The organism is Pseudomonas sp. GL_139_B (assembly GCF_057834475.1).
On the sequence record NZ_CM174403.1, the window covers coordinates 4,263,579 to 4,290,052 of the forward strand.

Sequence of the window (26,474 nt, forward strand, 5' to 3'; positions counted from 1 at the left end):
GCGCGTAGAATGCGCTGCCTTGCGCATTAACACCTTTGGACGTTTCGCCTTTGAATTCCGTGACTCACCGCACTGCCGCTACCGCCCTCACCCGCCCGGCCCGGGTTCGCCTTGAGCTGAAAAACCTGCTCACCCTGGCGCTGCCGATCATGATCGCGCAACTGGCCACCACCGCCATGGGGTTCGTCGATGCGGTGATGGCGGGCCGGGTCGGGCCTCGCGATCTGGCGGCGGTCGCGCTGGGCAACTCAATCTGGGTGCCGGTGTTTCTGCTGATGACCGGCACCTTGCTGGCCACCACGCCAAAAGTCGCCCAGCGTTTTGGCGCCGGCACCCACAGTGAAATCGGCCCGATTGTGCGCCAGGCACTGTGGCTGGCCCTGGTAGTGGGTTTGATGGCGACTGGCATGTTGTTTAGCGCCGAGCCAATCCTGCACTTCATGAAGGTCGATCCCGAATTGATCGGCCCGTGCATGCAGTACCTCCACGGCATCGCCAGCGGCTTGCCCGCCGTCGCCTTCTACCATGTATTGCGTTGTTTCAGTGATGGCCTGGGCCGTACGCGTCCGGCGATGGTGCTGGGCCTGTGCGGGCTGGCGTTGAACATTCCACTGAATTACATCTTCATCTATGGCCACTTCGGTGTACCGGCCATGGGCGGTGTCGGCTGCGGCTGGGCCACGGCGATTGTGATGTGGGTAATGGCATTGGGCATGGCCGGCTGGGAACGCTGGGCACCGGCTTATCAGTCGAGTCAGTTGTTCAGCCGTTTTGACTGGCCGCAATGGTCGGTGATCAAACGCTTGCTGGGCATCGGCCTGCCGATCGGCATCGCGGTGTTCGCCGAGTCGAGCATCTTTGCGGTGATTGCGCTGCTCATCGGCAGCCTCGGCGCCACGGTGGTGGCCGGGCATCAGATCGCCCTGAACTTCAGTTCGCTGGTGTTCATGATCCCTTACTCCCTCGGCATGGCCGTGACCGTGCGGGTCGGCCAGGCCCTCGGCCGTCAGGAGCCACGCGAGGCACGTTTTGCTGCCGGTGTCGGCATGGGCACGGCGTTGGCTTATGCCTGCCTGTCCGCGAGCTTGATGCTGATGTTGCGTGAGCCGATTGCAGCGATCTACACGGCTGACCCGACGGTGATTCGAGTGGCCGCGATGCTCATCGTGTACTCGGCACTGTTCCAGTTTTCCGATGCCATCCAGGTGACGGCGGGTGGTGCATTGCGCGGCTATCAGGACACGCGGGTAACGATGATCCTGACCCTGTTCGCTTACTGGGGCATTGGTTTGCCGGTGGGTTACGCGCTGGGCCTGACCGATTGGCTCGGCGCGCCAAGCGGCCCGAGCGGGCTGTGGCAAGGCTTGATCGTGGGCTTGAGCTGCGCGGCGCTGATGCTGTCGATCCGCTTGGCGCGCAGTGCACGCAAGCGGATTCGCATCAGTCATTCGGCGGGTTAAACGAGTTTCTTGCGGATCCAGTACAGGTAGGTGCCTGCCTCCTCGTGCTGCGCCACCAGTTCGTGGTCCAGAAACACGCAGAACTTGGGAATGTCGCGACGGGTCGACGGGTCGGTCGCAATCACCTTGAGCAGGCCGCCGGGCACCAGGTCACGGATGTGCTGGTGCAACATCATCACCGGTTCCGGGCAGTTGAGGCCGGTGGCGTCGAGGGTGCCGTCTACCGGCGTATCAAGCATTTCACTCATGATTAACTCCTGAAACTGGCCGGCATTGTCGCGCATTGCCGGGTTAAACGTCATCTGTGGCGGACACCGTACCTGTGGTTGCAGGCTTTTTGTGGGAGCCGGGCTTGCCCGCGATGCAGGCGACTCGGTTTGACGTAGAACCGTGTTGATGCGTTCGCTGGCAAGCCAGCTCCTACAAGGGATATCAGTGTTTCAGCGAGACTTGGGTTTCTTTACGTCCAGCCGACGCAGGTGGCACGTCACTTCTTCACGGTCGTGATACAGCTGCTTGCAGCCGATTTCGACCCGAATGCCGCGCTCCTTGAAGCCGTCGGCGATGCGTTCCAGCAAACGTTTCACTTCGGCATAACGCTGTTTCATCGGCAGTTTGAGGTTGACCACCGCTTCCCGGCAATGCCCCTCACCAATCCACTCTTCCAGCATCGCGGCGTTACGTGCCGGTTTTTCGACGATGTCGCAGACCATCCAGTCCACCGGCTGCCGGGGCTTGAAGGTGAAACCGTCCGCCATCAAGTGTTGTACCAAACCGGTGTCCATCAGGCTCTCAGCCATCGGGCCGTTGTCGATGGCCGTCACCAGCATGCCGCGATTGACCAATTGCCAAGTCCAGCCGCCGGGTGCCGCCCCCAAGTCAACGCCGGTCATGTCACTGTGCAGACGCTCATCCCACTGGTCACGCGGGATGAAGTGATGCCAGGCTTCTTCCAGTTTCAGCGTCGAACGGCTTGGCGCCTCACGCGGGAACTTGAGGCGTGGAATGCCCATCGGCCACATCGCCGAGTTATTCGACTCGGCCAGGCCCATGAAAACTTCACGACCACTCTTGAACGTCAGCAGCAGACGCGGCTTGTGTGCATCTTCCACCAGTTTGCCGGCGGCCATCAGCGCCTTGCGCAGGTGACCTTCAAACTTCTTGCAGAAGTTCGACAGCTCTTTGCCATCATTGGTGTCGACCATTTCCAGCCAGAGGCTGCCGCACAGCGGAAAGTCCGCCATGTGCGCGAGGATCACGCTGATGCGGTCGGTTTCCGGCAGATCGATGAAGATCCCGCGCGCCCATTGGCGCGGGAAGATCAGATCGGCGAAACGCTGGCCACGCATCAGCCGCTCGGCGCCGTCTTCTTCGGTGCAAATGAACTCGGCGCAGGCGCTGGCGGTTTTGGCCTTGGCATAACCGGCCACGTTCAGGCGGGCAGCGTGTTCGGCAATCTCGGAACAGACTTCGCCTTCGAAGCCCGGCCGGCAATGCATAAAGAGGGTGTTCATTTTTACTCCTGAGCAGATGGCGAGACATTCAACCACTGCGCGATGCCCAGACTTGCGTTGAAGCAAAGCCTGTCACGAAAACGGGCGCATGATAGCCGAGTTCGCAACTTTGGACTTAACCATAGAGTCCAGTTATTAGCCTTAACGTCCAAACAGGACTAGGTTTAGAGCTCTATTCGTCCCGTCAGTCCGTAGCCGTGCGGACCAAAAGGAGTCATTTCAATGCCGTCCCTCGATAGCCTGAAAACCCTTAAAACACTGCAAGTCGACGACAAGACGTACCACTATTTCAGTCTGCCCGACGCTGCCAAGAGCCTCGGTGATCTCGACCTATTGCCCATGTCGTTGAAAGTGCTGCTGGAAAATCTATTGCGCTGGGAGGACGAAAAAACCGTCACCGGCGCCGACCTCAAGGCAATTGCCGCGTGGCTCAAGGAGCGTCGCTCCGACCGGGAAATCCAGTACCGCCCAGCCCGCGTGTTGATGCAGGACTTTACCGGCGTTCCCGCCGTGGTCGACCTGGCCGCCATGCGCGCTGCCATGGCCAAGGCCGGTGGCGACCCGCAACGCATCAACCCGTTGTCGCCGGTGGACCTGGTGATCGACCACTCGGTGATGGTCGATAAATTCGCCAGCGCCAGCGCCTTCGAGCAGAACGTCGACATTGAGATGCAGCGCAATGGTGAGCGTTACGCGTTCTTGCGCTGGGGCCAGAGCGCCTTCCACAACTTCAGCGTAGTGCCGCCGGGCACCGGGATTTGCCATCAGGTCAACCTCGAATACCTGGGCCGCACGGTCTGGACCAAGGACGAGGATGGCCGCACCTATGCCTTCCCCGACACCCTGGTCGGCACTGATTCTCACACCACCATGATCAACGGCCTTGGCGTCCTCGGCTGGGGTGTCGGCGGGATCGAAGCGGAAGCAGCGATGCTCGGTCAGCCGGTGTCGATGCTGATCCCCGAAGTGATCGGTTTCAAACTCACCGGCAAGCTCAAGGAAGGCATCACCGCCACCGACCTGGTGCTGACCGTCACACAGATGCTGCGCAAGAAAGGCGTGGTCGGCAAATTCGTCGAGTTCTATGGCGACGGCCTCGCCGACTTGCCGCTGGCCGACCGCGCGACCATTGCCAACATGGCCCCGGAATACGGCGCCACCTGCGGCTTCTTCCCGGTAGACGACGTGACCCTGGAGTATTTGCGCCTGTCCGGCCGCCCGGCCGAAGTGGTCAAACTGGTCGAGGCCTATACCAAAGCCCAGGGTTTGTGGCGCTTGCCGGGCAAAGAACCGGTGTTCACCGACAGCCTCGCACTGGACATGACCAACGTCGAAGCCAGCCTCGCCGGCCCTAAACGCCCACAGGATCGCGTTTCCCTGCCCAATGTCGCGCAGGCGTTCTCTGACTTCATCGACTTGCAATCCAAACCCACCAGCAAAGAAGAAGGGCGCCTCGAAAGTGAGGGCGGCGGCGGTGTCGCGGTGGGCAATGCCGATCTGGCCGGTGAAGCAGACTACGAACATGGCGGCCAAACCCATCGCCTGAAAAACGGCGCCGTAGTGATTGCCGCGATCACGTCCTGCACCAACACCTCCAACCCGAGCGTGATGATGGCGGCGGGCCTGGTGGCGAAAAAAGCCGTGGAAAAAGGCCTTACGCGTAAACCCTGGGTCAAGAGTTCGCTGGCACCGGGCTCCAAAGTAGTCACCGACTACTACAAGGCGGCGGGCCTGACCCAATACCTTGATGAGCTGGGTTTTGCATTGGTCGGCTACGGCTGCACCACCTGCATCGGCAACTCCGGGCCCTTGTCGGAACCCATCGAAAAAGCCATCCAGGCCGCCGACCTGACTGTCGCCTCGGTCTTGTCGGGCAACCGCAACTTTGAAGGCCGCGTGCACCCGCTGGTGAAAACCAACTGGCTGGCCTCCCCGCCCTTGGTCGTCGCCTATGCCCTGGCCGGCACGGTGCGCATCGATATCAGCATTGAACCGCTGGGCAACGACAAGGAGGGCAACCCGGTGTACTTGCGCGACATCTGGCCAAGCAGCAAGGAAATTGCCGACTCGGTGAGTCAGGTCAACACCGCCATGTTCCACAAGGAATACGCCGAAGTGTTTGCCGGCGACGAGCAATGGCAAGCCATCCAGGTGCCGCAAGCGGCGACCTATGTGTGGCAGGACGATTCGACCTACATCCAGCACCCGCCCTTCTTCGACGACATCGGCGGCCCACCGCCCGTGATCAAGGACATCGACGGGGCCAGAGTGCTTGCGCTGCTGGGTGACTCGGTCACCACCGACCACATCTCCCCCGCCGGCAACATCAAGGCCGACAGCCCCGCCGGTCAGTACTTGCGCGACAAAGGCGTGGAGCCGCGCGACTTCAATTCCTATGGTTCGCGTCGCGGCAACCATGAAGTGATGATGCGCGGTACCTTTGCCAACATCCGTATCCGCAACGAAATGCTCGGCGGCGAAGAAGGCGGCAACACTTTCTATATTCCCACTATGGAGAAAATGCCGATCTACGACGCCGCCATGCGTTATCAAGCATCGGGCACCCCGTTGGTGGTAATTGCAGGTCAAGAATACGGCACCGGTTCGAGCCGCGACTGGGCCGCCAAAGGCACCAATCTACTGGGCGTGAAAGCGGTCATCGCCGAAAGCTTCGAACGCATCCACCGCTCCAACCTGGTTGGCATGGGCGTGTTGCCGTTGCAGTTCAAACTGGATCAGAACCGCAAAAGCCTGAACCTGACCGGCAAGGAAACGCTGGAGATCCTCGGCTTGACCGGCGTCGAACTGACGCCGCGAATGAACCTGACCCTGGTCATCACCCGTGAAGATGGCAGCCGCGAGAAAATCGAAGTGTTGTGCCGGATCGATACACTCAATGAAGTGGAGTACTTCAAATCAGGCGGAATCCTGCATTACGTGTTGCGGCAGCTGATTGCGTCCTGAAGCACCGCAAACTTGTAGGAGCTGGCTTGTTGCGAAGGCGGCCTTGAGACGTGCGGCGACAATGCAGACGCCTTCGCCGGCAAGCCGGCTCCTACCGGTTTTGTGCTGTCCACGAAATGAGGGTGTACACGTTTTTGTAGGAGCCGGCTTGCCAGCGAAGGCGGCCTTGCGACGTGCAAAAAATCAGCTCCGTCATTGCTGATTCACCGTCTTTTCTGCCTAAATGCCCCGCATAACGTGGCCCCGCCAGTCAATCAGGATGACCCCATGCTCGTACTGCCCTGGCCGTACCTGACCCTCCTCTCTGCCGGCTATGTCCTGGCACTCACCTACGGACAACTGACGGCACTGGCGAGCATTGCGATCATCCTGCTGCTACTCGCCGGTTTTGCCGCCCGGCAACACCACTACCGCTACGGCCGCTATGTCGGTCATATCCTGTTCATCTTCCTGGCACTCGCCTTGGCACTCCACTGGTGGCCGGGGTTTTACAACGCCAGGATGATCGACAACGAGCGCTTTACCGAGAACGCCGTACCGTTCTCGATGAACCTCAACCTCGACAAACCGCTGATAGGCTTCTGGCTGCTACTCGTCTGCCCGTGGATCGTCGCCCCCTATTCATTGACACAGACATTAAAGACCTGCGCGCTGGCCATCAGCCTGACGGCGCTCACCACACTTGGGGGAGCCTGGCTGCTGGGGATCGTCGAGTGGGCACCGAAATGGCCGGAGCAGGCATGGCTGTGGATAAACAACAACCTGCTGCTGGTGACATTAGTAGAAGAGGCCCTGTTTCGCGGCTACCTGCAAGGAGGCCTGAGCCGGCGCTTCCAACACCTGGCCTATGGCGAACACCTTGCCCTGCTGATCGCTTCGATCCTGTTCGGGCTGGCCCATTGGGGTGCGGGCTGGGAATGGGTATTGCTGGCAAGCCTGGCCGGTGCCGGTTATGGGTTGGCTTATCGGTACGGCGGATTGGCGGCGGCCATCGCCACCCACTTTGGTATTAATTTGTTGCACTTTGGACTGTTTACCTACCCGATGCTGGCCGGCTGACTCACCGCGGGAGCGCCCCTCCCCCAGCGGCTAACTGGGCGGTAAAAACCTTCAAAATGCCCTGATCATTGGCAAAATTTTCCGACTATAGGTAGGGAACTAAGTGACTTGACTCCTGTCGGCCACACCGTTTACCCTCCCGCCCCACGAATGGAAGCGATTTGTCCTACAGCGACAGATAGTCCTCTGAAAATGAATTCAAGCAACGCGTTTACCGCGCCGTTGTGCTGTGCGGTAAATAATGCTCAAGCCTCGTTCCTCGCTGCAAATCAAAAAATCCGTTATTTTTGCGTTGGTGTTGCGTGAAGCGCGATCGCGTTTTGGCGAACGGCGTATGGGCGCAATCTGGACGCTGATCGAACCGATTTGTCACCTGCTGATTCTTAGCGTGTTCTTTGCCCTGATACGTGGCCGCACTGTGTCCGGCATCGACTATCCCGTTTTTGTACTGGTCGGTCTCGCACCCTTCCTGCTGTTCCGCAACACCGCCTTGCGCCTGATGAACAGCCCCAAGGAAAACCGCTCGCTATTTGCTTATAAACAAATCAAGCCTCTCGACACCTTTATCGCCCGAGTGCTGGTGGAGTTCAGCATTTCAGCGACTGTGTACGCCATTCTGGTGTTCGGTTTCGCTTGGTTTGGTTTCGATGTGTCGATCAAATCACCTATTGAATGGATGCTGACCATTCTGTTGGGCGTATTGTTTTCTTTCGGCCTGGGCATGTTGTTGTCGCTGATCGCCCATGCCATGCCCAGCAGTACGTTATTCATCCGTATGATGTTTTTCCCGCTGTATTTTATATCCGGCGTACTCATCCCCGCCGCCTACCTGCCGCACGCCATGCTGCCACTGCTGCTGCTCAATCCCTTCCTGCACCTACTGGAACTGATTCGCGCCGAAATCTTTCCGCACTACGTTCCAGTCGACGGCGTTTCGGTGCAATACGTGATTGTCTTCACCCTGGTCTTGCTGTTCGTCTCCCTGGGCACTTATCGGGTTCGTCGACTGCATTTGATCTCCACCAAGAACGGCTAACCGCAGGCTTCCCGTGTTCGAGCTCAGAAATCTCACCAAGTCGTACCTGACCCCCAAGGGGCGTCGCCACGTGTTTCGTGACCTGTCACTGAAGATTCCCGCCGGCAAGAACATCGGCCTGATCGGCCGCAATGGCGCAGGCAAGTCGACCTTGATGCGCCTGCTGGGGGGAGCCGACGTGCCGGACTCCGGCACCATCGTCACCGATAAAAGCGTTTCCTGGCCTGTGGGCTTGTCCGGCGGTTTTCAGGGCAGCATGACCGGCCGGGAAAACATCAAGTTTGTCAGCCGGGTCTACGGCGCAGTAGGCGATGCCATGCGTCAGAAGGTCAGCTATGTCGAAGACTTTGCCGAAATCGGCAGCTGGATCGACGAACCGGTCAAGACCTACTCCTCCGGCATGCGCTCGCGCCTGGCTTTTGGCCTGAGCATGGCCTTCGACTTCGACTACTACCTGATCGATGAAGTGATGTCGGTTGGCGACGCGCACTTCAAGCGCAAATGCGCTGACGTGTTTGAAGCACGCCTGCAGAAATCCAAGGTGGTGCTGGTTTCCCACAGCATGCCCGAAATCAAAAAGCTCTGTGACGTCGTACTGCTGGTACGCGATGGCGGGGTACAGATCTATGACGATGTCGATGAAGGCATCAAGGCCTACAACACCTGATCACCTGACCGTGGCGTGATTGTTTTATTTCAAGGATGCAAGTGCATATGAGCAGTACGGGTAAATTCAAGGGCTGGCGCCTGACGCTGGGGCTAATCCTAGTACCGATGGTACTGGCCATCGTCTACTACAGCTTTTTTGCCGTGGACCGCTATGTCAGCTCCGCGCAAGTCGTGGTGCGCCAAGAAGGCAACAATCCTGGCGCTCAACTCCCAGGCCTGGCAATGCTGCTCAGCGGCACCAATCCGGCGTCCCGGGAAGAGACTCTGTACCTGCGCGAGTACATCGTGTCGATGGACATGATGCAGCTGCTGGAAGATCGCCTGCACTGGGTCGAGCAATACAGCAAGCAACGCAACGACCCTTTCTTCTGGCTGGACAAAGACACCGAGCGTGAGGATTTGCTCAAGTACTACCAGCGCATGGTGTCGGCCCACTACGACGAAACCACCGGCCTGCTGAAAGTTGAAGTACAAGCCTTCAGCCCGGAACTGGCCGAGCAAATGGTCAAGACCATTCTGGAAGCCAGCGAGCACTTCGTGAACGAAGTCTCCCACAGCATCGCCCGCGAGCAGATGCGCTTTGCCCAAGGCGAACTGGAAGGCGCCAAAAAGAACTACACCCAACGCAAAGAAGAGCTGTTGACCTTCCAGAACCGCAACAAGGTACTGGACGGTAAAAGCTCGGCTCTCGGCCGCGCCAGCATCATCGACACCCTCGAAGGCGAGCACTCCAAAGAGCGCGCCGTACTCACGCAAATGCTCTACAAACTTCACCCGGACTCACCGCAGGTCAAGCAACAACAGCAACGCGTGGCCGCCATTCGCGAACAGCTGAGTGCCGAAAAACGCCTGCTGGTGTCCGCGCCTGACGGCGACCAGCTCAACGTCGTCGCCTCGCGCTTCCAGCAATTGACCCTGGACGCTGGCATCGCCGAAGAAACCTACAAGACCGCCGTTGCCGCACTCGACAACGCCCGCATCGAAGCCAGCAAGAAGATCCGCACCCTGGTCACCGTAGTCACCCCGAACACGCCGCAGATGGCCCTGTACCCAGAGCGCATCTACAACCTGGCAACCATCTTCCTGGCCCTGCTGTTGCTCTACGGTATTGCCCGCTTCCTTATTGCATCGATCGAGGATCATCGTGATTAAATCCATTTCTGGCCTGCCCTTTCGCCCCCTGAATGTGAGCATGCGAAACAGTGCTGTTGCGGGTTTGATGCTGGTGACTTTGGCGCTGGCAGGGTGCGGTGGCACCCTGTCCGGCGCAGGTCCGTACAAAGGTGATATCGAAAGCAAAAGCCAAAGCACTGCGTATGACCTGGTGGACATCAACGCCAACACCATCGCACCGTTCATGCGCCCAGCCGCCAAACCGGCCAAAACTCAAATCACCACTTCTCTGGCGCAAAGTGTGCGCCTGATGGGCGGTGACGTGATCAACGTGCTGATCACCGACAATGCTCCGGAAGGCAGCCGCCTGTTCGCCCCGCTCTCTACGGGCGGCACCCAACTCAAAGTGCGCATCGACGACAAGGGGATGATCTCCTTACCGTACGTTGGTCATCAATTTGTTGCTGGTATGACTTTGATTCAGGTCGAAGACATGATTCGCCAGAAGCTGAAGGGCGTGACCACCGACGTGCAAGCACACGTTGATTTGGTTGGCGATCTGTCTGGCTCGGTGCTGGTAGCTGGTGCAGTAAAAGCCCCGGGGCGTTTTTCCACCCTGCAAGGCCCACTGACTTTGCTTGATGCTGTTAACCAGGCTGGTGGACCGGTAATGGAACCGCATCTGGTCAATGTCACTGTGCGCAATGGTAGTCAGGTCAGCACGTTCAACTACGAGGACATTCTGGCCGGTAATAACTTTGTACTGAAACCCAATACAGAAGTAGTCCTCGATCGGGCACGTCAACGCTTTGTTGCAATGGGCGCAGTGGGTCAACCGGGCTTACACGACCTCCCCTCCCAAAATGCCAGCCTGCTAGATGCACTGGGCTCGGTTGGAGGCCTGAGAGAAGCCAATGCGAATCCACAAGGTGTTTTCGTATTTCGAATGGGCGAAGGCGAAACACCCAAACCTACAGTCATGCGCATTGATATGCGTGATCCAGCAGCGATTTTCTTCGCACGTAAAGTCATGTTAAAGCCCGATGACACCATTTATGTCACCAATGCTGCGGTGTATGAATGGCAAAAAATCATAGGCCCGATTGTTCAGACAATGGTGTTGGGCAGATCTATAGAAGCCTATGAAGCTAATTAACTCTTAATCATTCAAGACATTTCACGGACGAATATAGGGCACATGATGATCCCAGTAATTTTATCAGGCGGTTCCGGTTCCCGGCTTTGGCCCTTGTCTAGAGCCATGCACCCAAAACAGTTTCTGACCCTCAACGGCGACCAATCGCTGTTCCAGAACACTTTGACGCGTCTGGCAGGGATCCTGGATGGACCGCCGACCCCCATTGTTGTCAGCAATGAGGACCATCGCTTTCTGGTGGCCGAGCAATGCCGTGCGCTCGGTATCAACCCACAAGCCATTTTGCTTGAGCCCATTGGGCGCAATACCGCTCCGGCCATTGCAGCGGCAGTGGTTAAAACACTGGCAGATGGCAAGGATGAATTGCTGCTGGTACTACCTGCCGATCACGTGATTGATGATCTGGACGCGCTACGCGCAGCCTTTGAAAAAGGCAAACCCGCCGCGCTGGAAGGCCGAATCGTGACCTTCGGAATCGTGCCCACCAAAGCCGAAACCGGTTACGGTTACATTCGCACTGCGGAAAAATCCGACCAGATCCAAGCGGTACAAGCGTTTGTGGAAAAGCCGGACCTCGCCACCGCCGAACAGTATCTGGCTGACGGTCGTTTCTATTGGAACAGTGGCATGTTTCTATTCAAAGCTTCAAGCATGCTCGCCCAATTGCGAGAACATGCGCCGCAGGTGCTCGCTTCTGTGGAAATCGCGTTGGCCAACGCCAAGGAAGACCTGGATTTCACCCGCTTGGACCTTAAGACCTTCGCCACCGTCGAAAACATCTCCATCGATTACGCCGTTATGGAACGCTCCAATCAAGTGTCCGTCGTTCCGCTGGACGCTGGCTGGAATGATGTAGGCTCTTGGACAGCGGTATGGGAGATCGCCAATAAGGACCCGCAAGGCAACGCTTCTCGCGGCGATGTCATACTTGAATCCACCCGCAATGCCTATGTACACGCAGAGCACCGCTTAGTGTCGGTACTGGGCCTGGACAATGTAATCGTGGTCGAAACGGCTGATGCCGTAATGGTCGCCAATAAGGACCATGCTCAAGACGTCAAATTGTTGGTTGACCGTATCAAGCAGAGCGCTCGTACCGAGGCAACCAATCACCGCAAAGTCTACCGTCCATGGGGGGCTTACGACGCCATTGACCATGGTCCGCGTTATCAGGTGAAGCGCATTACTGTTGCACCAGGGCAAAAGCTCTCGGTACAGATGCATCATCACCGCGCAGAACACTGGATTGTCGTTACTGGCACGGCGAAAGTATCGATTGGCGACAAGCAGATACTGCTTACCGAAAACCAATCTACCTATATCCCAGTAGGCGTTGTACATGCGCTTGAGAACCCAGGGAAAATCCCTCTGGAAATGATTGAAGTTCAATCAGGTGGATATCTAGGTGAGGACGACATAGTTCGTTTCGAAGACCGCTACGGACGCAGCGTTGAATCCGTGCGGGAACCTGCATAATCACCTATTAACCGCGTACAAACATAAGTTTGTGCAAAAAAGTTATTCAGCCTGCTCACTTTATCTAACAGACAGAGTGAGCATGGTAAGTTAAAGTGCATATATGAACATACTGATTCAATGCGGCGATCACCTAGAGAATCAATACAGAATTTTGACCTTGGCTCTGGGGATAAAAGAGGCCGGGCACTCCCCTATAATACTTCTATATTCCAGTACCAAAGGACGATATTTCGAGAATAATGGAATAAAAACCATATCAATCGACGATCACGCATCGAAAGACGCCGCTGACACAGACGCAACCATAGACTCCCTACTTGAAGACGGCATCAAGTACAATGACGTTATGAGCGCAGAGGCAAGACGTCGACCGGTAGTTGGATGGCCTGGGCAGCGAGCAAAAACCATTAGAGACATCCATAAAATCCACAAAACCCTTTCAAACATCATAGAGACTTACAACTTCGAAAAAATAGTTATCTGGAACGGCTTTACAGGTTATGTTGCCAACACCCTGAGACTTATCTGCCAACAACGAAAAATAGAGTGCGCCTTCCTTGAGCGCGGCCTTCTCAAGGGTTCTTTATTTATCGACCGCATAGGCGTAAATGGCGCTTCTTCATTGAATGAGCTGACGCCCGAAATCGTGGATAAATTTTTTCTATCCGACGAGGAAACTTCATTCACCAAACAACTCTTTAATATCGGCCCTCAGATCGAAAAAAACACCGAACAAAAAAGAAACTTAAACGTATTCTTTCCATTGCAGGTTCAACTCGATACAAACATTATTCTGTACTGCAAATACCGAACTATGCGCGAAACGTTTTTAGACATCCACTCCACTCTAAACACTAAAGAAAGCTCCTTCTTGATTCGCCCACACCCGGAAGAAACTACTGATACGCTTATCAATATCCCACGATTTGATAACGTTAAAATATCAAGCGAAAAAAGCCTGGAGCACTGGCTGGACTGGTCAGATATTGTTGTAACTATCAATAGCACGGTGGGCTTGGAAGCCCTGATAAAAGGAAAGCCAGTCATATCCTTGGGCCAGTCTATCTATTCGTCCGCCGGATTAACGAGTGAACTGAATGAAAAAAATATCTCCACAGGCATTAATTATCAGCGACTAATCAAATATTTGGGATTGCTGCTGAAATCGAACCTGCTTTTACCTAATGGCCCATACAATAGTTCAGTGGTAAATGCACAGCTTTCGATCAATTCGAAAAGCACCGCAACACTTGAAGTCGAACCCCCCCCTAATCCCGCTAAACTGCAAGTTGATGCCGTAGAAGTGCACCTCGCATTCCCGCTCAACTCAACACTTGATTTGACATACAGAAAAAACAAAACACCCATAACTAAAGAATGGCTAACTGAAATAACGAAGAAACACATAAATGCGAAACAATATGAGTTCTCAACTTCCAGAAAGCCAAGTAAAGACCGATATTCTATTAAAATAGTCGACGAATGTAAATCAGCAAAGCCCGACTACAAATTCAATAAAACTATCGACATCTACGGCAACGAAGTAAGATAAATAGGGACCATATCATGAAAAACGTTGCAATCTTCATTGAAACCATTAACGCTGCTCAGCAGACCAGCATTAGCGAACTATTGACAAAAAACACAGGCAATAGTTACGTTGGATTAAATCTAAAGAAATGCACCTCACACCCTAACTTAAAAGAAGCAAAAGACACTCAAGCTTTTTTAGATTTTTGCTGTAACGCCCATGACTTAATATTAGTTGCAGCGGACAACTATGCTGCCGATGAAAAAATGCTAAACAGCTTTTTCTCCAATAGCCTCGGGAACGTTTGGCATATTCATAGCGATGGAAAACTTGCTAGATATCGGCTCAACCCGAAGAAAAAAGCCTCCACTTTGTTGGTATTCCCTGGTTCCATCCTGCCCTTGACATTAGGATCGCACCAGCGTGCATTCAACCTGCTGTTCAATCTTGGAAAAAATGGAATTTTGGTTGACGTTCTGCTTACCACGCCAAAAAACGTTAAGCAAAGCGAATTCCAAACAGCGCTTGGCACGATTTGCAACAATGTTTATATCTATAAAAACAACAAGAAAAAACACAACGCATGCATAATCGCAAAGCGTTATCTCGAATCAAAAGCACGAACTATACTTGGAAAATCCAAAGAGCTTCCAGAACTATTTTCTGAGCGACTTAATACTCGACCTACAGAGTCATGCAAACGCTGGGTAAACTCTCTCTATCTCGCAAACAAATATGAGTCGGTGATTGTCTCTTATGCATGGATGATGGGCGCCCTCGACCACATAATACACGACAATGAGAACTTCAAAGTCATCTGTGACACACACGACGTTCAATTTACAAGAAATGAAGAAATCCTCAACCGCAAAGAAAGGATTTTCTTCAATAGCGTTATTGAAAAAAAGTGCGAACTTAAGCAACTGAAAAAATGCGATTCCGTGCTTGCGATATCGGTTTCAGATGAAGACATTCTTAAAAAATCGCTGAAAAAATCCACTAATGTGATTCGAGCATCATCTGGGTTCGATTATGCCCTGTCGCAAGTGAAATCCCGACCACATGGCAAACCTCTATATTTTGGTTTTATCGGCGGCCAAATGTCAGCCAATGTAAAATCACTCATCCATATTCTGGATGAGTGGTGGCCAGCAATCAAAAAGTACTCACCAGACAGTAAGCTTTTGATTGCCGGGTCAATTTGCAAATCAACAGATATTTTGCCGAAGATTTTTCTCGACCCTAATGTCGTACCACTTGGGTTCGTGAACAGCATCGCTGACTTCTATAATCATATTGATGTCTCTCTGAATCCAGTACTAGTACAGGGCGGCCTTAACTTTAAAAGTGTTGAAGCTGTATTCGCAGGAAAGCATCTTATCACCAACGAGTTAGGACAAGAGTGTCTTGGCAGTGATTTCCCCTCAGCCATAGCCAATACGCCCGATGACATTGTCAACTTCATATCCAAATATGAATTTAACATCAAAAAAGATTACGGCATTCGAATAGCAAATCAAAATAAGGCGAAGCAACTATTTGCCAACAAAAAAACCTATCGCGAACTCGTTAACTATCTTGCCGGCCAACAAGCGTAAAAAGCGTCACTACATAATAAATGCAGTCGAAAATATTTCCGACTGTATTTATTATCAATTAGATTAGCATCAACCATCTCATAGCTCACCACGAAAGACTTGCATTATGAATCTAGACAAAATTCACAACACTAGACTTACAGACATTCGCAGCATGACCCTTAGCGGCGAGCTAGACAGAGAATCACTCATAATTTCAGCTTGCCTTTTTGAGCTACCAGATTACGAAACCAGTTTTATTGAAAAGTCGATATCCTTACTATTTCACAAACGAAAATTTTACGCGGCACTAAAATTATTTAGGCTAACAAAAATCAGCACCACCTCTGTAAATTATTACATCTCTGTAATAGCTGGATTCTTCCTTCCCGACTTTCAGCTAGCAACCACATCCATTAACTCTTGCATAGAAAAACAACCAGAAAACATTGAGTTCATCCGCACAAAAGCGCTGATATACATATACAACTTAAAACTAAAAAATGCCGCATCCCTGCTGGAAAATATTTCAGATGAGAACTTACGCACCGAAATATCAAATTTAATAAAAAAAACCACAGCCGCCCACCATGGTACGACTGCTGAAATTTGGGATAAAAAAACTGATTCATTATCCGTGAAAAGTATAAAAAATCTCATGCAGGAAGGGAGATATGTGCAGTGCTATATCGCACTACTATACTCCGTAAAAAAACTATTGCTAGACATTGAAAACAGCTTTAATTTTCAAGCAGCATATGGATACACACTTATAAAGCTAGACCTTAAACATGAACTCAGCATTCTTACCCAATCACGCCCCAGCAATAAAATTGAGTGGACATCACTAAAATCCTATGGTGATCGTTGGGCGGGTAATTACTCTAAAATAAAAGACACTTTAAAATCTCACATCCCATGCCCAAGCGAGGACTTCGATCTTTTTTACTCATTAGCTTTTGAATGTCTAGCCGAAGCACTCTTACAACTTGGGCTGAACGAAGAACTTGAACAAATCGTAGATTCAGACAAAAAAATAAACGGCAATAAAAGTTGGAATCTGCTTTACTCCGGCTTAATTGCACACTTAAAAGGTCAATCTGACTATAGTTTACATTGGGAAAGCGCAGCCACCAGCAACTCTTTCGCTTTAAATCACTCATGGGGGGCGAATTCTTATGGCGCCACTGGACGCTCAAACTTCAATAACGTCCAGTACATTCAACATAGCCATCGCGCGCAAGAGGACCGCCCCACAATCCTAATGTCCTGCGACATCAACTACCTTAAACTTTACCTAAACAATATAAAATATAACGCAGCTTCTGTACCTCATATCACTTGGCACCTTCACGTGATAATAGATCAAGCTTGCGAAAAAAGCCTCAGTGAAAAACTTGTCTCTGAAAATCCGGAGATAACCTTTTCATTCGAATTCCACTCGACCCCTCTGCCGCGCGCTTACTACACTATGGCGAGGTTTATTTACTGCCACAACAATATAGAACGAATTTCTTTCCCCTTGCTCATTATCGACATCGACTCAGCATTAACAGACGAAAGCTCATTAATGGAAATCATCAGCGACAACAATTCAGATATTGGTATAAAAGTCGCCCCCTATTATCACCACTTTCCTTGGCACACGCTCCAAGCTAGCGGCACTGCTTTTTATAAAAAACAGCCAGCGATAGAACTTCTTACTCACATCAAAATCTGGTTTGAGAATAACTTCAACCTATCAAACCCCAATCAATGGTGGATAGACCAAGTTGCATTATTCGAGGCGCACAAGCAACTTAAAGAAACCTATGTATTCGCAGACATATTTTCGAAAATCAATAGCGCATTCGAATTCGCAAAAGCAAACCCAACTGCAAAGCTTGACATGGCCAAGAAATTTAATTGACGCCAATGAATCAAAATCACCTCAAGGTACAAACAGTGCGTACCAACGATGAGTGTATTGTAAGCGCTCCATAAACCCCACCTATTCAAAAATAGGCGGCGCGCTTAGCGAGGCGATGTGGGCGAGCAGTTCCAAGGCAGCAAGGCCTCGAGGTTTTCTACGCTCGAGACTTGTGGGAAGTACTCAGGTGCGTAGAGCAGCCACGCATAGGGCTCTTGGCCGTTGGCGTTAGCCGTCTCGACCAAACTGTAAAGTTGAGTGCTGGCCGAGTCGGTAGAAGACTTTGAGGCGCTACTACCTTGGAATTGGAGGGCATCATGAGTATCAATATTGATCATCTGAGTGTCGATGAGTTAGTGACATTGAATCATCACATTATCGTAAGCGCTCCATGAACCCCACCCATTCAAAATAGGCGTCGCGCTTAGCGAGGCGATGCAAGCGAGCAGCTCCAAGGATCAAGGCTTCGCAATCTTCAACCGAGATTACCTGTGGCAGGCGTTCAAGTGCGTGGCGCAGCCACGCATAGGATTCTTGGCTTGGCACATGTGTATCCGTCCGGCCAAGTCATCGTAAGCGCTCCATGAACCCCACCCATTCAAAATAGGCGTCGCGCTTAGCGAGGCGATGCAAGCGAGCAGCTCCAAGGATCAAGGCTTCGCAATCTTCAACCGAGATTACCTGTGGCAGGCGTTCAAGTGCGTGGCGCAGCCACGCATAGGATTCTTGGCTTGGCACATGTGTATCCGTCCGGCCAAGTCATCGTAAGCGCTCCATGAACCCCACCCATTCAAAATAGGCGTCGCGCTTAGCGAGGCGATGCAAGCGAGCAGCTCCAAGGATCAAGGCTTCGCAATCTTCAACCGAGATTACCTGTGGCAGGCGTTCAAGTGCGTGGCGCAGCCACGCATAGGATTCTTGGCTTGGCACATGTGTATCCGTCCGGCCAAGTCATCGTAAGCGCTCCATGAACCCCACCCATTCAAAATAGGCGTCGCGCTTAGCGAGGCGATGCAAGCGAGCAGCTCCAAGGATCAAGGCTTCGCAATCTTCAACCGAGATTACCTGTGGCAGGCGTTCAAGTGTAAGCGCTCCATGAACCCCACCCATTCAAAATAGGCGTCGCGCTTAGCGAGGCGATGCAAGCGAGCAGCTCCAAGGATCAAGGCTTCGCAATCTTCAACCGAGATTACCTGTGGCAGGCGTTCAAGTGCGTGGCGCAGCCACGCATAGGATTCTTGGCTTGGCACATGTGACATTGTTGTGGCTTTGTTGTGGCTTTGTTGCGGCTTTGTTGTGCCACATAAATAGTCACGTCCGGTTTAGATGGCAGAAAAATGCAAAGTCCGGCTATTTCTGTGGCACAACAAAGCCCCAACAAAGCCACATAAATGCGGAGTTTCGCCCTCTCTGTGCTCATTTGAGCCACTTTGATCCTGTACCAGGGGTAGGACGTTTTTTGTACCGGGGGGCGGACGCTCTAGTTTTCATGGCGGCCGGACGCTCTAAAAACGTCACGAATCTATTACGTGTTGGTTGGTTTTGGCGGTACACCAAGGACATCCAGAGGTCTCCCGAGCGTACGATTCGATCCTCCCTCAATAGGGGGCAGATTTAACGTGGTATCTCTGGCGAGCAATTCCACGGCAGCAGTGCTTCATAGTCTGCCACCGACTGCGCATGTGGCAGTCGCTCCAGTACGTGGCGCAGCCACGTATAAGGTTCCTGGCCGTTGACCTTGGCGGTCTCGACCAAGCTGTAGATCTGGGCACTGGCGGTAGCGCCTTTAGGCGTATCGCTGAACAGCCATGCCTTGCGCCCGATCACAAACGGTTTTATTGCACGCTCTGCCGGGTTGTTGTCGATCGGTAAAAACCCAGCCTCCACGTAGCGTTCCAGCCGGCACCAGTTGCTGGCCAGATAATTCACGGCCTTGCCCAGCACACTTTGTGGCGTCACCTGTGGCTGCGTTTTCTCCAGCCAACTTTTCAACTGACCCAGGATCGGCAAGCTCTTTTCCTGACGGCCAATAAAACGCTGTTCATCGCAGGCGTCCTTGAGTTCGCGCTCGACGCCATACAACTTATTAATCATGGTCAGCGCGATATCGGCGCGGCCCGTCTTGCCCTTGGGCTGCACTTTTTGCGCCTCAACAAACTTGCGCCGCGCATGGGCCATGCACGCCAGGCGTTCCACGCCCGGTTGCAACGCCAGCGCGTTATAACCTGCGTAATCGTCGGTCATCACGTAGCCGTGATAACTTTCCAGCAGCCGTAGCGGCACTTCCTGCGCACGGCTGGAGGTGTAGTCGAACAGCACGACTTTTCGATCCGGCGGGCCGCTGGCCTGCACCCACATCCAGGACTGGCTGGTCGGATCTCGATCCGGTTCTTTGAGTACCTGGACGCGAGTCTCATCGCAGTGGATGACTGGACTTTCCAGTAAGCGGTCGCGCATCAAATTCAGCAGCGGCTGTAAGTGCTCACCGCACTGGATAACCCAACGTGCCAGGGTCTGACGTGGGATATCGATACCGTGTCGGCTCAAGACCGTCTCGAAACGATGCAGCGGCAAGCCATCGACATACTTGGTGGTCAACAGCATGGCCAGCACACTCGGGCTGGCCATGCTCTTTTCGATGAGCTGGGCGGGTTTGTCGGCGGTAACCGGCGACGTTTCACAACCGCGGCAGCCGTAAACCTTGCGGATGTGTTTGATCACCCGGATCTGCATTGGCACGATGTCCAGTTGCTCGCTGGTTTCTTCACCGATGGCGTGTTTGCGGCAGCCGCAGGCACAGGTCAGTTCGTGTTCAGGCAGTTCGTGGATGACTTCGATACGCGGTAGGTCAGCCGACAATGGTTTGCGTTTACCACGGCGCGGGGTCGGTGTAACGACTTCTTCTTCGATATCAACGATGAGAGATATCGGTTCGCTTTCTGGCTCGTTGAAAAGAGCCAGTTGCGGCGTGTTGGGCTCAACTGTCTGTTCGGATTTACGTCCGAATAGACGGTCGCGTAGCAATTTGATCTGTTCTTTCAAATCGACGATGTAGGTCTGGTAGGACTGAGCCACTTCCTCTTGACGACTGAACGCCTCAAGCAACATTTGCTTGAGCAAAACAGGATCGTCTGGAAGGTCGTCGGGCATGAAAGTCATGCCCGGATTATACCGGGTTAAGCCACGAAACGTGGAGTCAGAACCTGATGCGGACGGTTGCGCCAGAGATCAAAACCGTCGAGCAGCCAGTTCAGCTCCTGGACGCTCAATACGATGGCTTCGTCGGTGGCATCAGGCGACGTTTTGAACCGCTCGGACTCCAGGCGCTTGAGCCAAAGACAGAAGCCGTTGCGCTGGTAAGTAGGCCATAGGGGTTTCACCTTCAGCCTCTCGCAGAACCGTACGTGAGTCTCTCAACTCATACGGCTCCCGTTGCCCGGTCGAGCCTCATTTCCATAGACATGCCAGTGCACGAACAACGATGGACATGCCTTCTTCATCCGGTTGAGCCAATCAACACTGCGGCGCTTGTGCCCCGACAGTGGTTTGTACTTCTGACGGGCCCAGCGTTGCAGCTTCAAGTCAAAGTGATTGAAGACCTTGCGCATCACCGTTTTGTAAAAGGCTCCATAGTAGTTCCACCACCCTTGAAGGATAGCGTTGTACTGTTTTGACAGTTCAAGAAGGCTGGCTGGTGTTTGCCGCTGGATATTCCAGCTGCGAGTTTGTTGACGCATCCGTTTCAGAGCCACGTTGCTAGCACCGGGCAGGAAGCTGGTAAACCGGCGTCCATTATTACCCCATGCCGCCCGCGGCCGGAAGGTGAACCCCAGAAACGTGAATTGCGTCGTTGGGTACGCTGCTTTGCGGTTACTGTCTTTGCAATAAACAATCTTCGACTTCTCCGGGTGCATGGTCAGCAGACATACTTCCAACCGTGCCTTGATTGCCGCCATGACTTCACACGCCTGCTTTTCGCTACGGCAGTGAACCACCGCATCGTCGGCGTAGCGTGCAAATGGACAACCTGGAAAAGTCCGTTGCATCCAGGCATCGAACGCATAGTGCATAAACAGATTCATCAATAAGGGACTGACAACCCCACCTTGGGGTGTACCGCTTTCACGCGGAATCTGAACGCCATCAGCAGTCTCAAACGGCGCTTTAAGCCACCGTTCGATATACAACAGAATCCAGTCATCCTTTATGTGATGCCTGACCGCTTTGAGCAGCAGCTCATGATCAATGTGATCAAAGGCTCCCTTGATATCAAACTCCACCACCCAATTAATATTCCAGCAACGCCTGCGAGTGATCTCCACTGCCTGTTTGGCTGACTTTCCCGGCCGGTATCCATAGGAGTCCGGATGGAACAGACAGTCCAGACTCGGCTCTATAAGCAACTTGATAGCAGTCTGAGCCACCCGATCGGCTACTGTTGGAATACCCAGCTTGCGTTTGCCTCCTGATTGCTTCGGAATTTCCATCTGCCGAACCGGTGGCGGAAAATAGGAACCCGACGACATGCGATTCCAAACCTTGTACAGGTTCCGTTGCAGCTTCTGCTCGAACTGGGCAATAGATTGTTCATCTATCCCAGCGGCTCCTCGATTGGCTTTCACTCGCTGGAAGGCCTCCCAAACTGTCAGTTTGGAAATGCTGTACGACTTTGCTGCGCTCATGCCGCTCTTCCCCGCCGAAGCCGGTTGACGACATAAGCGAGCTGGGCAACGCCATCCCTTCGCTCCATTCTCATTACAAGAACTTCATCACTACTACGAATGACTCCGCCCCTCGGCCTTTGCATCGGTATTCTTCCTTGCGGTGGTAGCCGCTTGTCATTTCCCTTGGCATCAAAGGCGAGGTTCTCACGTTCCATATCAAAGCCTGTATTGAGCTCATGCCGCCTATACACCGGCTGCCATCTGGACAGTAGACAGGTATCTTCCAGACTAATCCCGAGGCTAACGGGCGACCTCGGTTTTGACAGCGCTTGAATCCTTAACGATGCGTCTTCGGACGGTTTGCTTTCGCTCATCTTCTCAATACGTACCTGACGCCGTTATCGGCGCCTTTTCCAACGGTCGCTCACCACCACGCCTTTTGAACGCAGCAGCACCGGGCGGTTTGAAGCCAGCTCCTGCAAGCAGACTCCGGGAGGCCTACTCCCATCTTTGATACAGCTTCGCTGGATTACGCCAGCGTTCGTGACACACCCCAATAGAGGATCTTCACTCGGTTACGGTGGCGATTCAGAAATACGAAAAGCACCGGGTCGAATACGGCGACTTTAATATCCAGCTCGACCAGCGCGGCCAGACCGTCGATGGATTTACGGAAGTCGACAGGCTTGGGGTAGAGGTACACTTTTTCGACTTTGGTGTCGGGTCGCATCATGACGGGCTGGCTCCGGAAAGAAATCGAGAGCACAGCATCAGGCTTCAATAGGCGGCTTTGAATGTGGGGTTCATGGATCCCTTACACATTATCGAACGGCTGAAGATGTTGGAATCGCTGGAGGCTCATAAATCGATGATGCAGTTCCATCCAGGAGCACGGGTAAGCTTCGACTCACCCAGTGGTGAGCGCCTGTCCGGTACCGTCATGAAGTTCAACCGCAAGACCGTCACAGTAGTAACCGACACCAGTCAACGCTGGAATATTTCGCCGCACTTGCTGTCACCGATCAAAAACGTACAAGCGCGGACGGTAGTGGATATCAAACCACAAAAAATGAAGTAGCTGCGCCGCGAATGGCCTCCGCACCAGCATGATTTGATTCCTCCCCACCTCAGGCGCCGCCTGTTTGGATAGGTGGGGTTTATGGATCAGTTACACCGCATACGGCTCCCGCCTTGGATTTTGACGCAGAAGCGGGTTGTGGGATAAGGATGCATCGTTAGCTCGCGTGTATAGGGTACCCAAACACCGCGACCTTAATGTCCAATTCGACTTGAGCGGTGGGACGGTCGAGTGATTTTCGGAAGGCGACGGACTTGGGGTAGAGTTAGACTTTTTCGAAATTTGCGTCGGGGCGCATCATGAGGTGCAGGCTCCGGAAAAAAATCGGGAGCACAGCATCGAGGATCAGATGATGATTTTAATAGCGGGGTTTATGGAGCGCTTACATTCCAGATTGATAGAATTCGTAGATTTGCTACAATCACAAATATTGTCTAGCGAAAAATATCGCAAGGCGATACTAAAATAAAATGAAAATGGAGGCATAATGTTGTTCGTAAGCCTTGGAGCATGGTGCCAAGTTAGCTACCAATTAAAAGCGCATTGTGGTGAGGAATTCATCAGCGGGGCGTTCGACTGGCTAGTAACTCCACTACACTCAGTATCAAAAATATTTAACAGCGCAGGCGAACACTTTTCGCAAGATATATTTATCGGCGAACCCTCAAACTCTGTGGAATGCAAAACATACGGAGTTTTGTATCATCATGAGTACCGAAGAGGGCAAGACAAAGTCGCGATAATTGAGCCCGAGAAAACCGAGGAAACCAAAAATAAACTCTTATACAAACACAAAAAATTGGTAGAAGAACTTAAAAAAACAGAAGATGAAGTAGTTTTTATTAGATTTGGCGGACACGCACTGCCAGCTGTTGCTTGGCCATACGCCAAAGATAAAGAAAAAATTACTACAGCCCAATTAAATCAATTACCATTATCCATTCAAAATGCAGTACCAAATCTAAAATTCAGAATTGTATTTATTCGAGACTCTCAGTGCATGAATTTCGAAATCGAAACTCATGAACTCGATAGCAGAATTAGCTTTATGCACGTAGGGCGGGGCGAAAAAGCTCGCTGGGAAGGATCCAACGAAGAATGGTTTGAGCTCATCAACAAAATAAGATCCAATTCAACCGAAACCTTTCTATAATTTCAACGCGTGCCCGCGCGAAAAACAATTAAACAACGGCACGCCATACTAATTTTAGCAAAAGATCGCCACACTGAATGCGGGTAACTCTAGAATCAAATACCATACTTAATCTACACTTTACCATCCCGCAAGATGTAACCACCCACGCCCTAGAAACTCAGCGACGAACAGCGCTTCTTAGATAAGACAAAATCTTTATCTTCGATATAGCGAGTAGCTGAGTACCACAGCGAATTTTGGAAGTCGCACCAGCAGAAACCATTACACCCAGACTTTTATTAGTTAGATCCTCGCGCCAGAATACAGACGCCAAGGCTGCTAACTTGACCTTCGGTATAACCATGAATGACACGAAAAAAGATTCGGAAACATCATCATAGCTAATCGATTATCCAAGCAAGCTACGGAGGACAATACCATTGAGTAGACCCTCAACGACATTCGCACGGTGATCACCAATGTGCGTGATGGCATGAGCAGCGGTTACTGAAGGAGAATGGTGTGCGGGCGGCGGTGAAGGACAAGCAGGCTGCCTGCAACCAGTTGATGGCCGAAGCAGGTGTCAGCGCTGCGCAAACGGCGCGCATCGGTGACGACTGCATCGATCTGCTGGCTTTCGTGGCCTGCACATTGTCTTTTGCCGTGGCAGATGTACCGGTTTACGTGAAAGCGGCCCCCACCCATGCATTGAATACAGCGGGCGGTACCGATGGGTTTCGTGAAGTGGCGGACTGTATTCTTTTGCTCAGGGTAAGGATGCGGTACTGGGCGCTGCTGCGGGTTATGCGCAGGTGATGGCGAAGATGGCGCAGTAAGACTACGAGTCATTCATAGTAGAGAATAACCGGGCCGAAGTTGGGCCCCGTTATCGTTTATGCAGGCCGACATGTGGGCTTTGGCGGGATACATCGCGCCCACGCCTGGTGGGTGAGAACATCCTTATAACGAAGGCGCCCTTGCAGGCGCTTTCGCTGGCAAGCTCCTACAGAGGTCGTGTGGGATCGCGAGGGATTGCAGGAACTGTTGGAGTCCGGAGGTTGGCGGTATCAGTCGAAGATCTCGACGACGCCTACTACAGCGTTTTCGCTATTGGTAACCGCCAAGGCACGAATTTTCTTATCGAGCATGTAGGCTTCAGCTTCCGACAATTGCGCATCATCCTTGATCGTATGCGGGTTAGCAGTCATGAAGTGGGCGACAGTGGTGTGGATCACACCTTGGTTTTCCAGTAATGCGCGACGCAGGTCGCCGTCGGTGACGATACCAACCAAAACGCCTTCATCAATAACCATGGTGAGCCCCAACCGGCTTTTGGTCATCATCATCAGACAATCGTGGAAGCTGGTGCCCGGGGTCACCATTGGTGCTGGCGAGTGCATGACATCGCTGACACGAGTCAGCAGTTTGCGGCCGAGGCTGCCGCCGGGGTGGTAACGGGCGAAGTCCATCGGCTTGAATTGAATGGCTTCGATCAAGGCCACAGCCAGGGCATCGCCCATGGCCATGGTCGCCAAGGTCGAGGTGGTCGGTGCCAGGTTATTCGGGCAGACTTCGCGCTCTACCGAGATATCCAGCCAGATGTCGGCGTGTTTGGCCAGGGACGACTTTCCATTGCCGGTCATGGCGATGATCTTGTTACCGAAAGATTTGATACTCGGAATCAGCTTGACCACTTCCTCTGTCTCGCCGCTGTAGCTGATCAGGACTAACACGTCGCTCGGCTTAAGCATGCCCAGGTCGCCGTGGAAGGCTTCAGCCGGATGCAGGAAGAAACTCGGGGTGCCGGTGGAGGCGAAGGTCGCTACCATCTTTTTCCCGATCAGTCCGGACTTGCCCATGCCACACACGACGGCGCGGCCTTTGCAGCCGAGGATGAGTTCAACAGCGCGCTGAAACTCGCCGTCGAGGCGTTCGGCAAGCTGACTAATGGCTTGCGCCTGGGCGCTAAGGGCTTCTTTGGCGATTGGAAGGTGATTCATGGGGACGCTATCGTTCCTTGATTTAAGTGACGCGTATGTTACCGGTTGAGGCGACGGCAGGAAACGTGACGCAGGTTTAATCTGATCGACGTGTAGGAAATTTCGTAAGTTCTTTTGTCTCCAGCACCGC

The 26,474-nt window shown here is 52.9% G+C and carries 21 protein-coding genes and 4 pseudogenes; 14 read left to right on the forward strand and 11 right to left on the reverse strand.

Annotation, left to right across the window (positions count from 1 at the left end):
- Nucleotides 1–50: 50 nt before the first annotated feature.
- The gene (locus AC3ISI_RS19495; RefSeq protein WP_489333385.1) at nt 51–1,460 is read left to right on the forward strand and encodes an MATE family efflux transporter; all 1,410 of its coding nucleotides are present in this window, start codon (nt 51–53) and stop codon (nt 1,458–1,460) included.
- Here AC3ISI_RS19495 and tusA read toward each other — a convergent pair.
- Both tusA and rlmM read right to left on the reverse strand, forming a co-directional pair.
- The gene (gene tusA / locus AC3ISI_RS19500) at nt 1,457–1,708 is read right to left on the reverse strand and encodes a sulfurtransferase TusA (protein ID WP_489333386.1); all 252 of its coding nucleotides are present in this window, start codon (nt 1,706–1,708) and stop codon (nt 1,457–1,459) included. The two genes, AC3ISI_RS19495 and tusA, sit on opposite strands and share 4 nt — an antisense overlap.
- 192 nt (nt 1,709–1,900) lie before the next feature.
- Nucleotides 1,901–2,974 (reverse strand): 23S rRNA (cytidine(2498)-2'-O)-methyltransferase RlmM, encoded by a 1,074-nt coding sequence (gene rlmM, locus AC3ISI_RS19505; RefSeq protein WP_223511694.1) that lies wholly within the window; start codon nt 2,972–2,974, stop codon nt 1,901–1,903.
- Between the two features lie 222 nt (nt 2,975–3,196).
- Here rlmM and acnA point away from each other — a divergent pair, with 222 nt between their 5' ends.
- From acnA to AC3ISI_RS19555, 10 genes are all read left to right on the forward strand, one after another.
- A complete protein-coding gene (gene acnA / locus AC3ISI_RS19510; RefSeq protein ID WP_489333387.1) occupies nt 3,197–5,938 on the forward strand; it encodes an aconitate hydratase AcnA in 2,742 nt (913 codons plus the stop codon).
- Between the two features lie 267 nt (nt 5,939–6,205).
- Nucleotides 6,206–6,997 (forward strand): CPBP family intramembrane glutamic endopeptidase, encoded by a 792-nt coding sequence (locus tag AC3ISI_RS19515; protein ID WP_489333388.1) that lies wholly within the window; start codon nt 6,206–6,208, stop codon nt 6,995–6,997.
- Between the two features lie 241 nt (nt 6,998–7,238).
- Nucleotides 7,239–8,033 (forward strand): ABC transporter permease, encoded by a 795-nt coding sequence (locus AC3ISI_RS19520; protein ID WP_489333389.1) that lies wholly within the window; start codon nt 7,239–7,241, stop codon nt 8,031–8,033.
- Between the two features lie 13 nt (nt 8,034–8,046).
- Nucleotides 8,047–8,700 carry an ABC transporter ATP-binding protein gene (locus tag AC3ISI_RS19525; RefSeq protein WP_489333390.1) on the forward strand — a complete coding sequence of 218 codons (654 nt, stop codon included), beginning with the start codon at nt 8,047–8,049 and terminating at the stop codon, nt 8,698–8,700.
- A gap of 47 nt (nt 8,701–8,747) precedes the next feature.
- On the forward strand, nt 8,748–9,854 hold the full coding sequence (locus AC3ISI_RS19530; protein ID WP_489333391.1) for a KpsE/RkpR family capsule polysaccharide export protein: 1,107 nt from the start codon (nt 8,748–8,750) through the stop codon (nt 9,852–9,854).
- A 40-nt stretch (nt 9,855–9,894) separates the two neighbouring features.
- Nucleotides 9,895–10,971 carry a polysaccharide biosynthesis/export family protein gene (locus tag AC3ISI_RS19535; RefSeq protein WP_489337755.1) on the forward strand — a complete coding sequence of 359 codons (1,077 nt, stop codon included), beginning with the start codon at nt 9,895–9,897 and terminating at the stop codon, nt 10,969–10,971.
- 45 nt (nt 10,972–11,016) lie between these two features.
- A complete protein-coding gene (locus tag AC3ISI_RS19540; protein ID WP_489337756.1) occupies nt 11,017–12,447 on the forward strand; it encodes a mannose-1-phosphate guanylyltransferase/mannose-6-phosphate isomerase in 1,431 nt (476 codons plus the stop codon).
- Nucleotides 12,448–12,550: 103 nt separating this feature from the next.
- The gene (locus tag AC3ISI_RS19545; protein WP_489333392.1) at nt 12,551–14,002 is read left to right on the forward strand and encodes a capsular polysaccharide export protein, LipB/KpsS family; all 1,452 of its coding nucleotides are present in this window, start codon (nt 12,551–12,553) and stop codon (nt 14,000–14,002) included.
- A 14-nt stretch (nt 14,003–14,016) separates the two neighbouring features.
- On the forward strand, nt 14,017–15,579 hold the full coding sequence (locus tag AC3ISI_RS19550; protein WP_489333393.1) for a glycosyltransferase: 1,563 nt from the start codon (nt 14,017–14,019) through the stop codon (nt 15,577–15,579).
- Between the two features lie 106 nt (nt 15,580–15,685).
- The gene (locus tag AC3ISI_RS19555) at nt 15,686–17,467 is read left to right on the forward strand and encodes a hypothetical protein (protein ID WP_489333394.1); all 1,782 of its coding nucleotides are present in this window, start codon (nt 15,686–15,688) and stop codon (nt 17,465–17,467) included.
- A 104-nt stretch (nt 17,468–17,571) separates the two neighbouring features.
- On the opposite strand, the pseudogene AC3ISI_RS19560 reads toward AC3ISI_RS19555, so the two are convergent.
- From AC3ISI_RS19560 to tnpB (AC3ISI_RS19595), 8 genes and pseudogenes are all read right to left on the reverse strand, one after another.
- A pseudogene (locus AC3ISI_RS19560) lies at nt 17,572–17,736 on the reverse strand (transposase domain-containing protein); the annotation flags it as partial.
- Nucleotides 17,737–17,891: 155 nt separating this feature from the next.
- Nucleotides 17,892–18,004, reverse strand: a pseudogene (locus AC3ISI_RS19565) (transposase domain-containing protein); the annotation flags it as partial.
- A 271-nt stretch (nt 18,005–18,275) separates the two neighbouring features.
- Nucleotides 18,276–18,388 (reverse strand): annotated as a pseudogene (locus AC3ISI_RS19570) (transposase domain-containing protein); the annotation flags it as partial.
- Nucleotides 18,389–18,595: 207 nt separating this feature from the next.
- Nucleotides 18,596–18,708, reverse strand: a pseudogene (locus AC3ISI_RS19575) (transposase domain-containing protein); the annotation flags it as partial.
- Between the two features lie 373 nt (nt 18,709–19,081).
- Entirely contained in the window at nt 19,082–20,626 is a 1,545-nt protein-coding gene (tnpC, locus tag AC3ISI_RS19580) for an IS66 family transposase (RefSeq protein WP_489333395.1), read from the reverse strand.
- 17 nt (nt 20,627–20,643) lie between these two features.
- Nucleotides 20,644–20,847 (reverse strand): IS66 family insertion sequence element accessory protein TnpB, encoded by a 204-nt coding sequence (gene tnpB / locus AC3ISI_RS19585; protein ID WP_489333396.1) that lies wholly within the window; start codon nt 20,845–20,847, stop codon nt 20,644–20,646.
- A gap of 33 nt (nt 20,848–20,880) precedes the next feature.
- Nucleotides 20,881–22,149: a group II intron reverse transcriptase/maturase gene (gene ltrA, locus AC3ISI_RS19590; protein WP_489333397.1), complete on the reverse strand. Its 1,269-nt coding sequence runs from the start codon at nt 22,147–22,149 to the stop codon at nt 20,881–20,883.
- Nucleotides 22,150–22,660: 511 nt separating this feature from the next.
- On the reverse strand, nt 22,661–22,864 hold the full coding sequence (gene tnpB / locus AC3ISI_RS19595) for an IS66 family insertion sequence element accessory protein TnpB (RefSeq protein ID WP_489333398.1): 204 nt from the start codon (nt 22,862–22,864) through the stop codon (nt 22,661–22,663).
- Between the two features lie 72 nt (nt 22,865–22,936).
- Between tnpB (AC3ISI_RS19595) and AC3ISI_RS19600 the strand changes: the two genes are divergently transcribed.
- From AC3ISI_RS19600 to AC3ISI_RS19610, 3 genes are all read left to right on the forward strand, one after another.
- Nucleotides 22,937–23,209 carry a hypothetical protein gene (locus AC3ISI_RS19600; protein WP_489333399.1) on the forward strand — a complete coding sequence of 91 codons (273 nt, stop codon included), beginning with the start codon at nt 22,937–22,939 and terminating at the stop codon, nt 23,207–23,209.
- Between the two features lie 487 nt (nt 23,210–23,696).
- Complete coding sequence (locus AC3ISI_RS19605; protein ID WP_489333400.1) at nt 23,697–24,362, forward strand: DUF1796 family putative cysteine peptidase; 666 nt, start codon at nt 23,697–23,699, stop codon at nt 24,360–24,362.
- A 504-nt stretch (nt 24,363–24,866) separates the two neighbouring features.
- Nucleotides 24,867–25,160 (forward strand): hypothetical protein, encoded by a 294-nt coding sequence (locus AC3ISI_RS19610; RefSeq protein ID WP_489333401.1) that lies wholly within the window; start codon nt 24,867–24,869, stop codon nt 25,158–25,160.
- Between the two features lie 251 nt (nt 25,161–25,411).
- On the opposite strand, the gene AC3ISI_RS19615 is transcribed toward AC3ISI_RS19610, so the two are convergent.
- Entirely contained in the window at nt 25,412–26,344 is a 933-nt protein-coding gene (locus AC3ISI_RS19615; protein WP_489333402.1) for a KpsF/GutQ family sugar-phosphate isomerase, read from the reverse strand.
- Nucleotides 26,345–26,474 lie beyond the last annotated feature (130 nt).

Excerpts from the sequence above, each read along its gene's own strand:
- AC3ISI_RS19515 (WP_489333388.1), top strand. The coding sequence starts at position 6,206 with ATGCTCGTACTGCCCTGGCCGTACCTGACCCTCCTCTCTGCCGGCTAT.
- AC3ISI_RS19535 (WP_489337755.1), top strand. The coding sequence starts at position 9,895 with ATGCGAAACAGTGCTGTTGCGGGTTTGATGCTGGTGACTTTGGCGCTG.
- AC3ISI_RS19530 (WP_489333391.1), top strand. The coding sequence starts at position 8,748 with ATGAGCAGTACGGGTAAATTCAAGGGCTGGCGCCTGACGCTGGGGCTA.
- AC3ISI_RS19555 (WP_489333394.1), top strand. The coding sequence starts at position 15,686 with ATGAATCTAGACAAAATTCACAACACTAGACTTACAGACATTCGCAGC.
- tusA (WP_489333386.1), bottom strand. The coding sequence starts at position 1,708 with ATGAGTGAAATGCTTGATACGCCGGTAGACGGCACCCTCGACGCCACC.
- tnpC (WP_489333395.1), bottom strand. The coding sequence starts at position 20,626 with ATGACTTTCATGCCCGACGACCTTCCAGACGATCCTGTTTTGCTCAAG.
- AC3ISI_RS19615 (WP_489333402.1), bottom strand. The coding sequence starts at position 26,344 with ATGAATCACCTTCCAATCGCCAAAGAAGCCCTTAGCGCCCAGGCGCAA.
- AC3ISI_RS19550 (WP_489333393.1), top strand. The coding sequence starts at position 14,017 with ATGAAAAACGTTGCAATCTTCATTGAAACCATTAACGCTGCTCAGCAG.
- AC3ISI_RS19540 (WP_489337756.1), top strand. The coding sequence starts at position 11,017 with ATGATCCCAGTAATTTTATCAGGCGGTTCCGGTTCCCGGCTTTGGCCC.
- ltrA (WP_489333397.1), bottom strand. The coding sequence starts at position 22,149 with ATGAGCGCAGCAAAGTCGTACAGCATTTCCAAACTGACAGTTTGGGAG.
- AC3ISI_RS19545 (WP_489333392.1), top strand. The coding sequence starts at position 12,551 with ATGAACATACTGATTCAATGCGGCGATCACCTAGAGAATCAATACAGA.
- tnpB (WP_489333398.1), bottom strand. The coding sequence starts at position 22,864 with ATGATGCGACCCGACACCAAAGTCGAAAAAGTGTACCTCTACCCCAAG.
- acnA (WP_489333387.1), top strand. The coding sequence starts at position 3,197 with ATGCCGTCCCTCGATAGCCTGAAAACCCTTAAAACACTGCAAGTCGAC.
- AC3ISI_RS19520 (WP_489333389.1), top strand. The coding sequence starts at position 7,239 with ATGCTCAAGCCTCGTTCCTCGCTGCAAATCAAAAAATCCGTTATTTTT.
- AC3ISI_RS19600 (WP_489333399.1), top strand. The coding sequence starts at position 22,937 with ATGGATCCCTTACACATTATCGAACGGCTGAAGATGTTGGAATCGCTG.
- rlmM (WP_223511694.1), bottom strand. The coding sequence starts at position 2,974 with ATGAACACCCTCTTTATGCATTGCCGGCCGGGCTTCGAAGGCGAAGTC.
- AC3ISI_RS19605 (WP_489333400.1), top strand. The coding sequence starts at position 23,697 with ATGTTGTTCGTAAGCCTTGGAGCATGGTGCCAAGTTAGCTACCAATTA.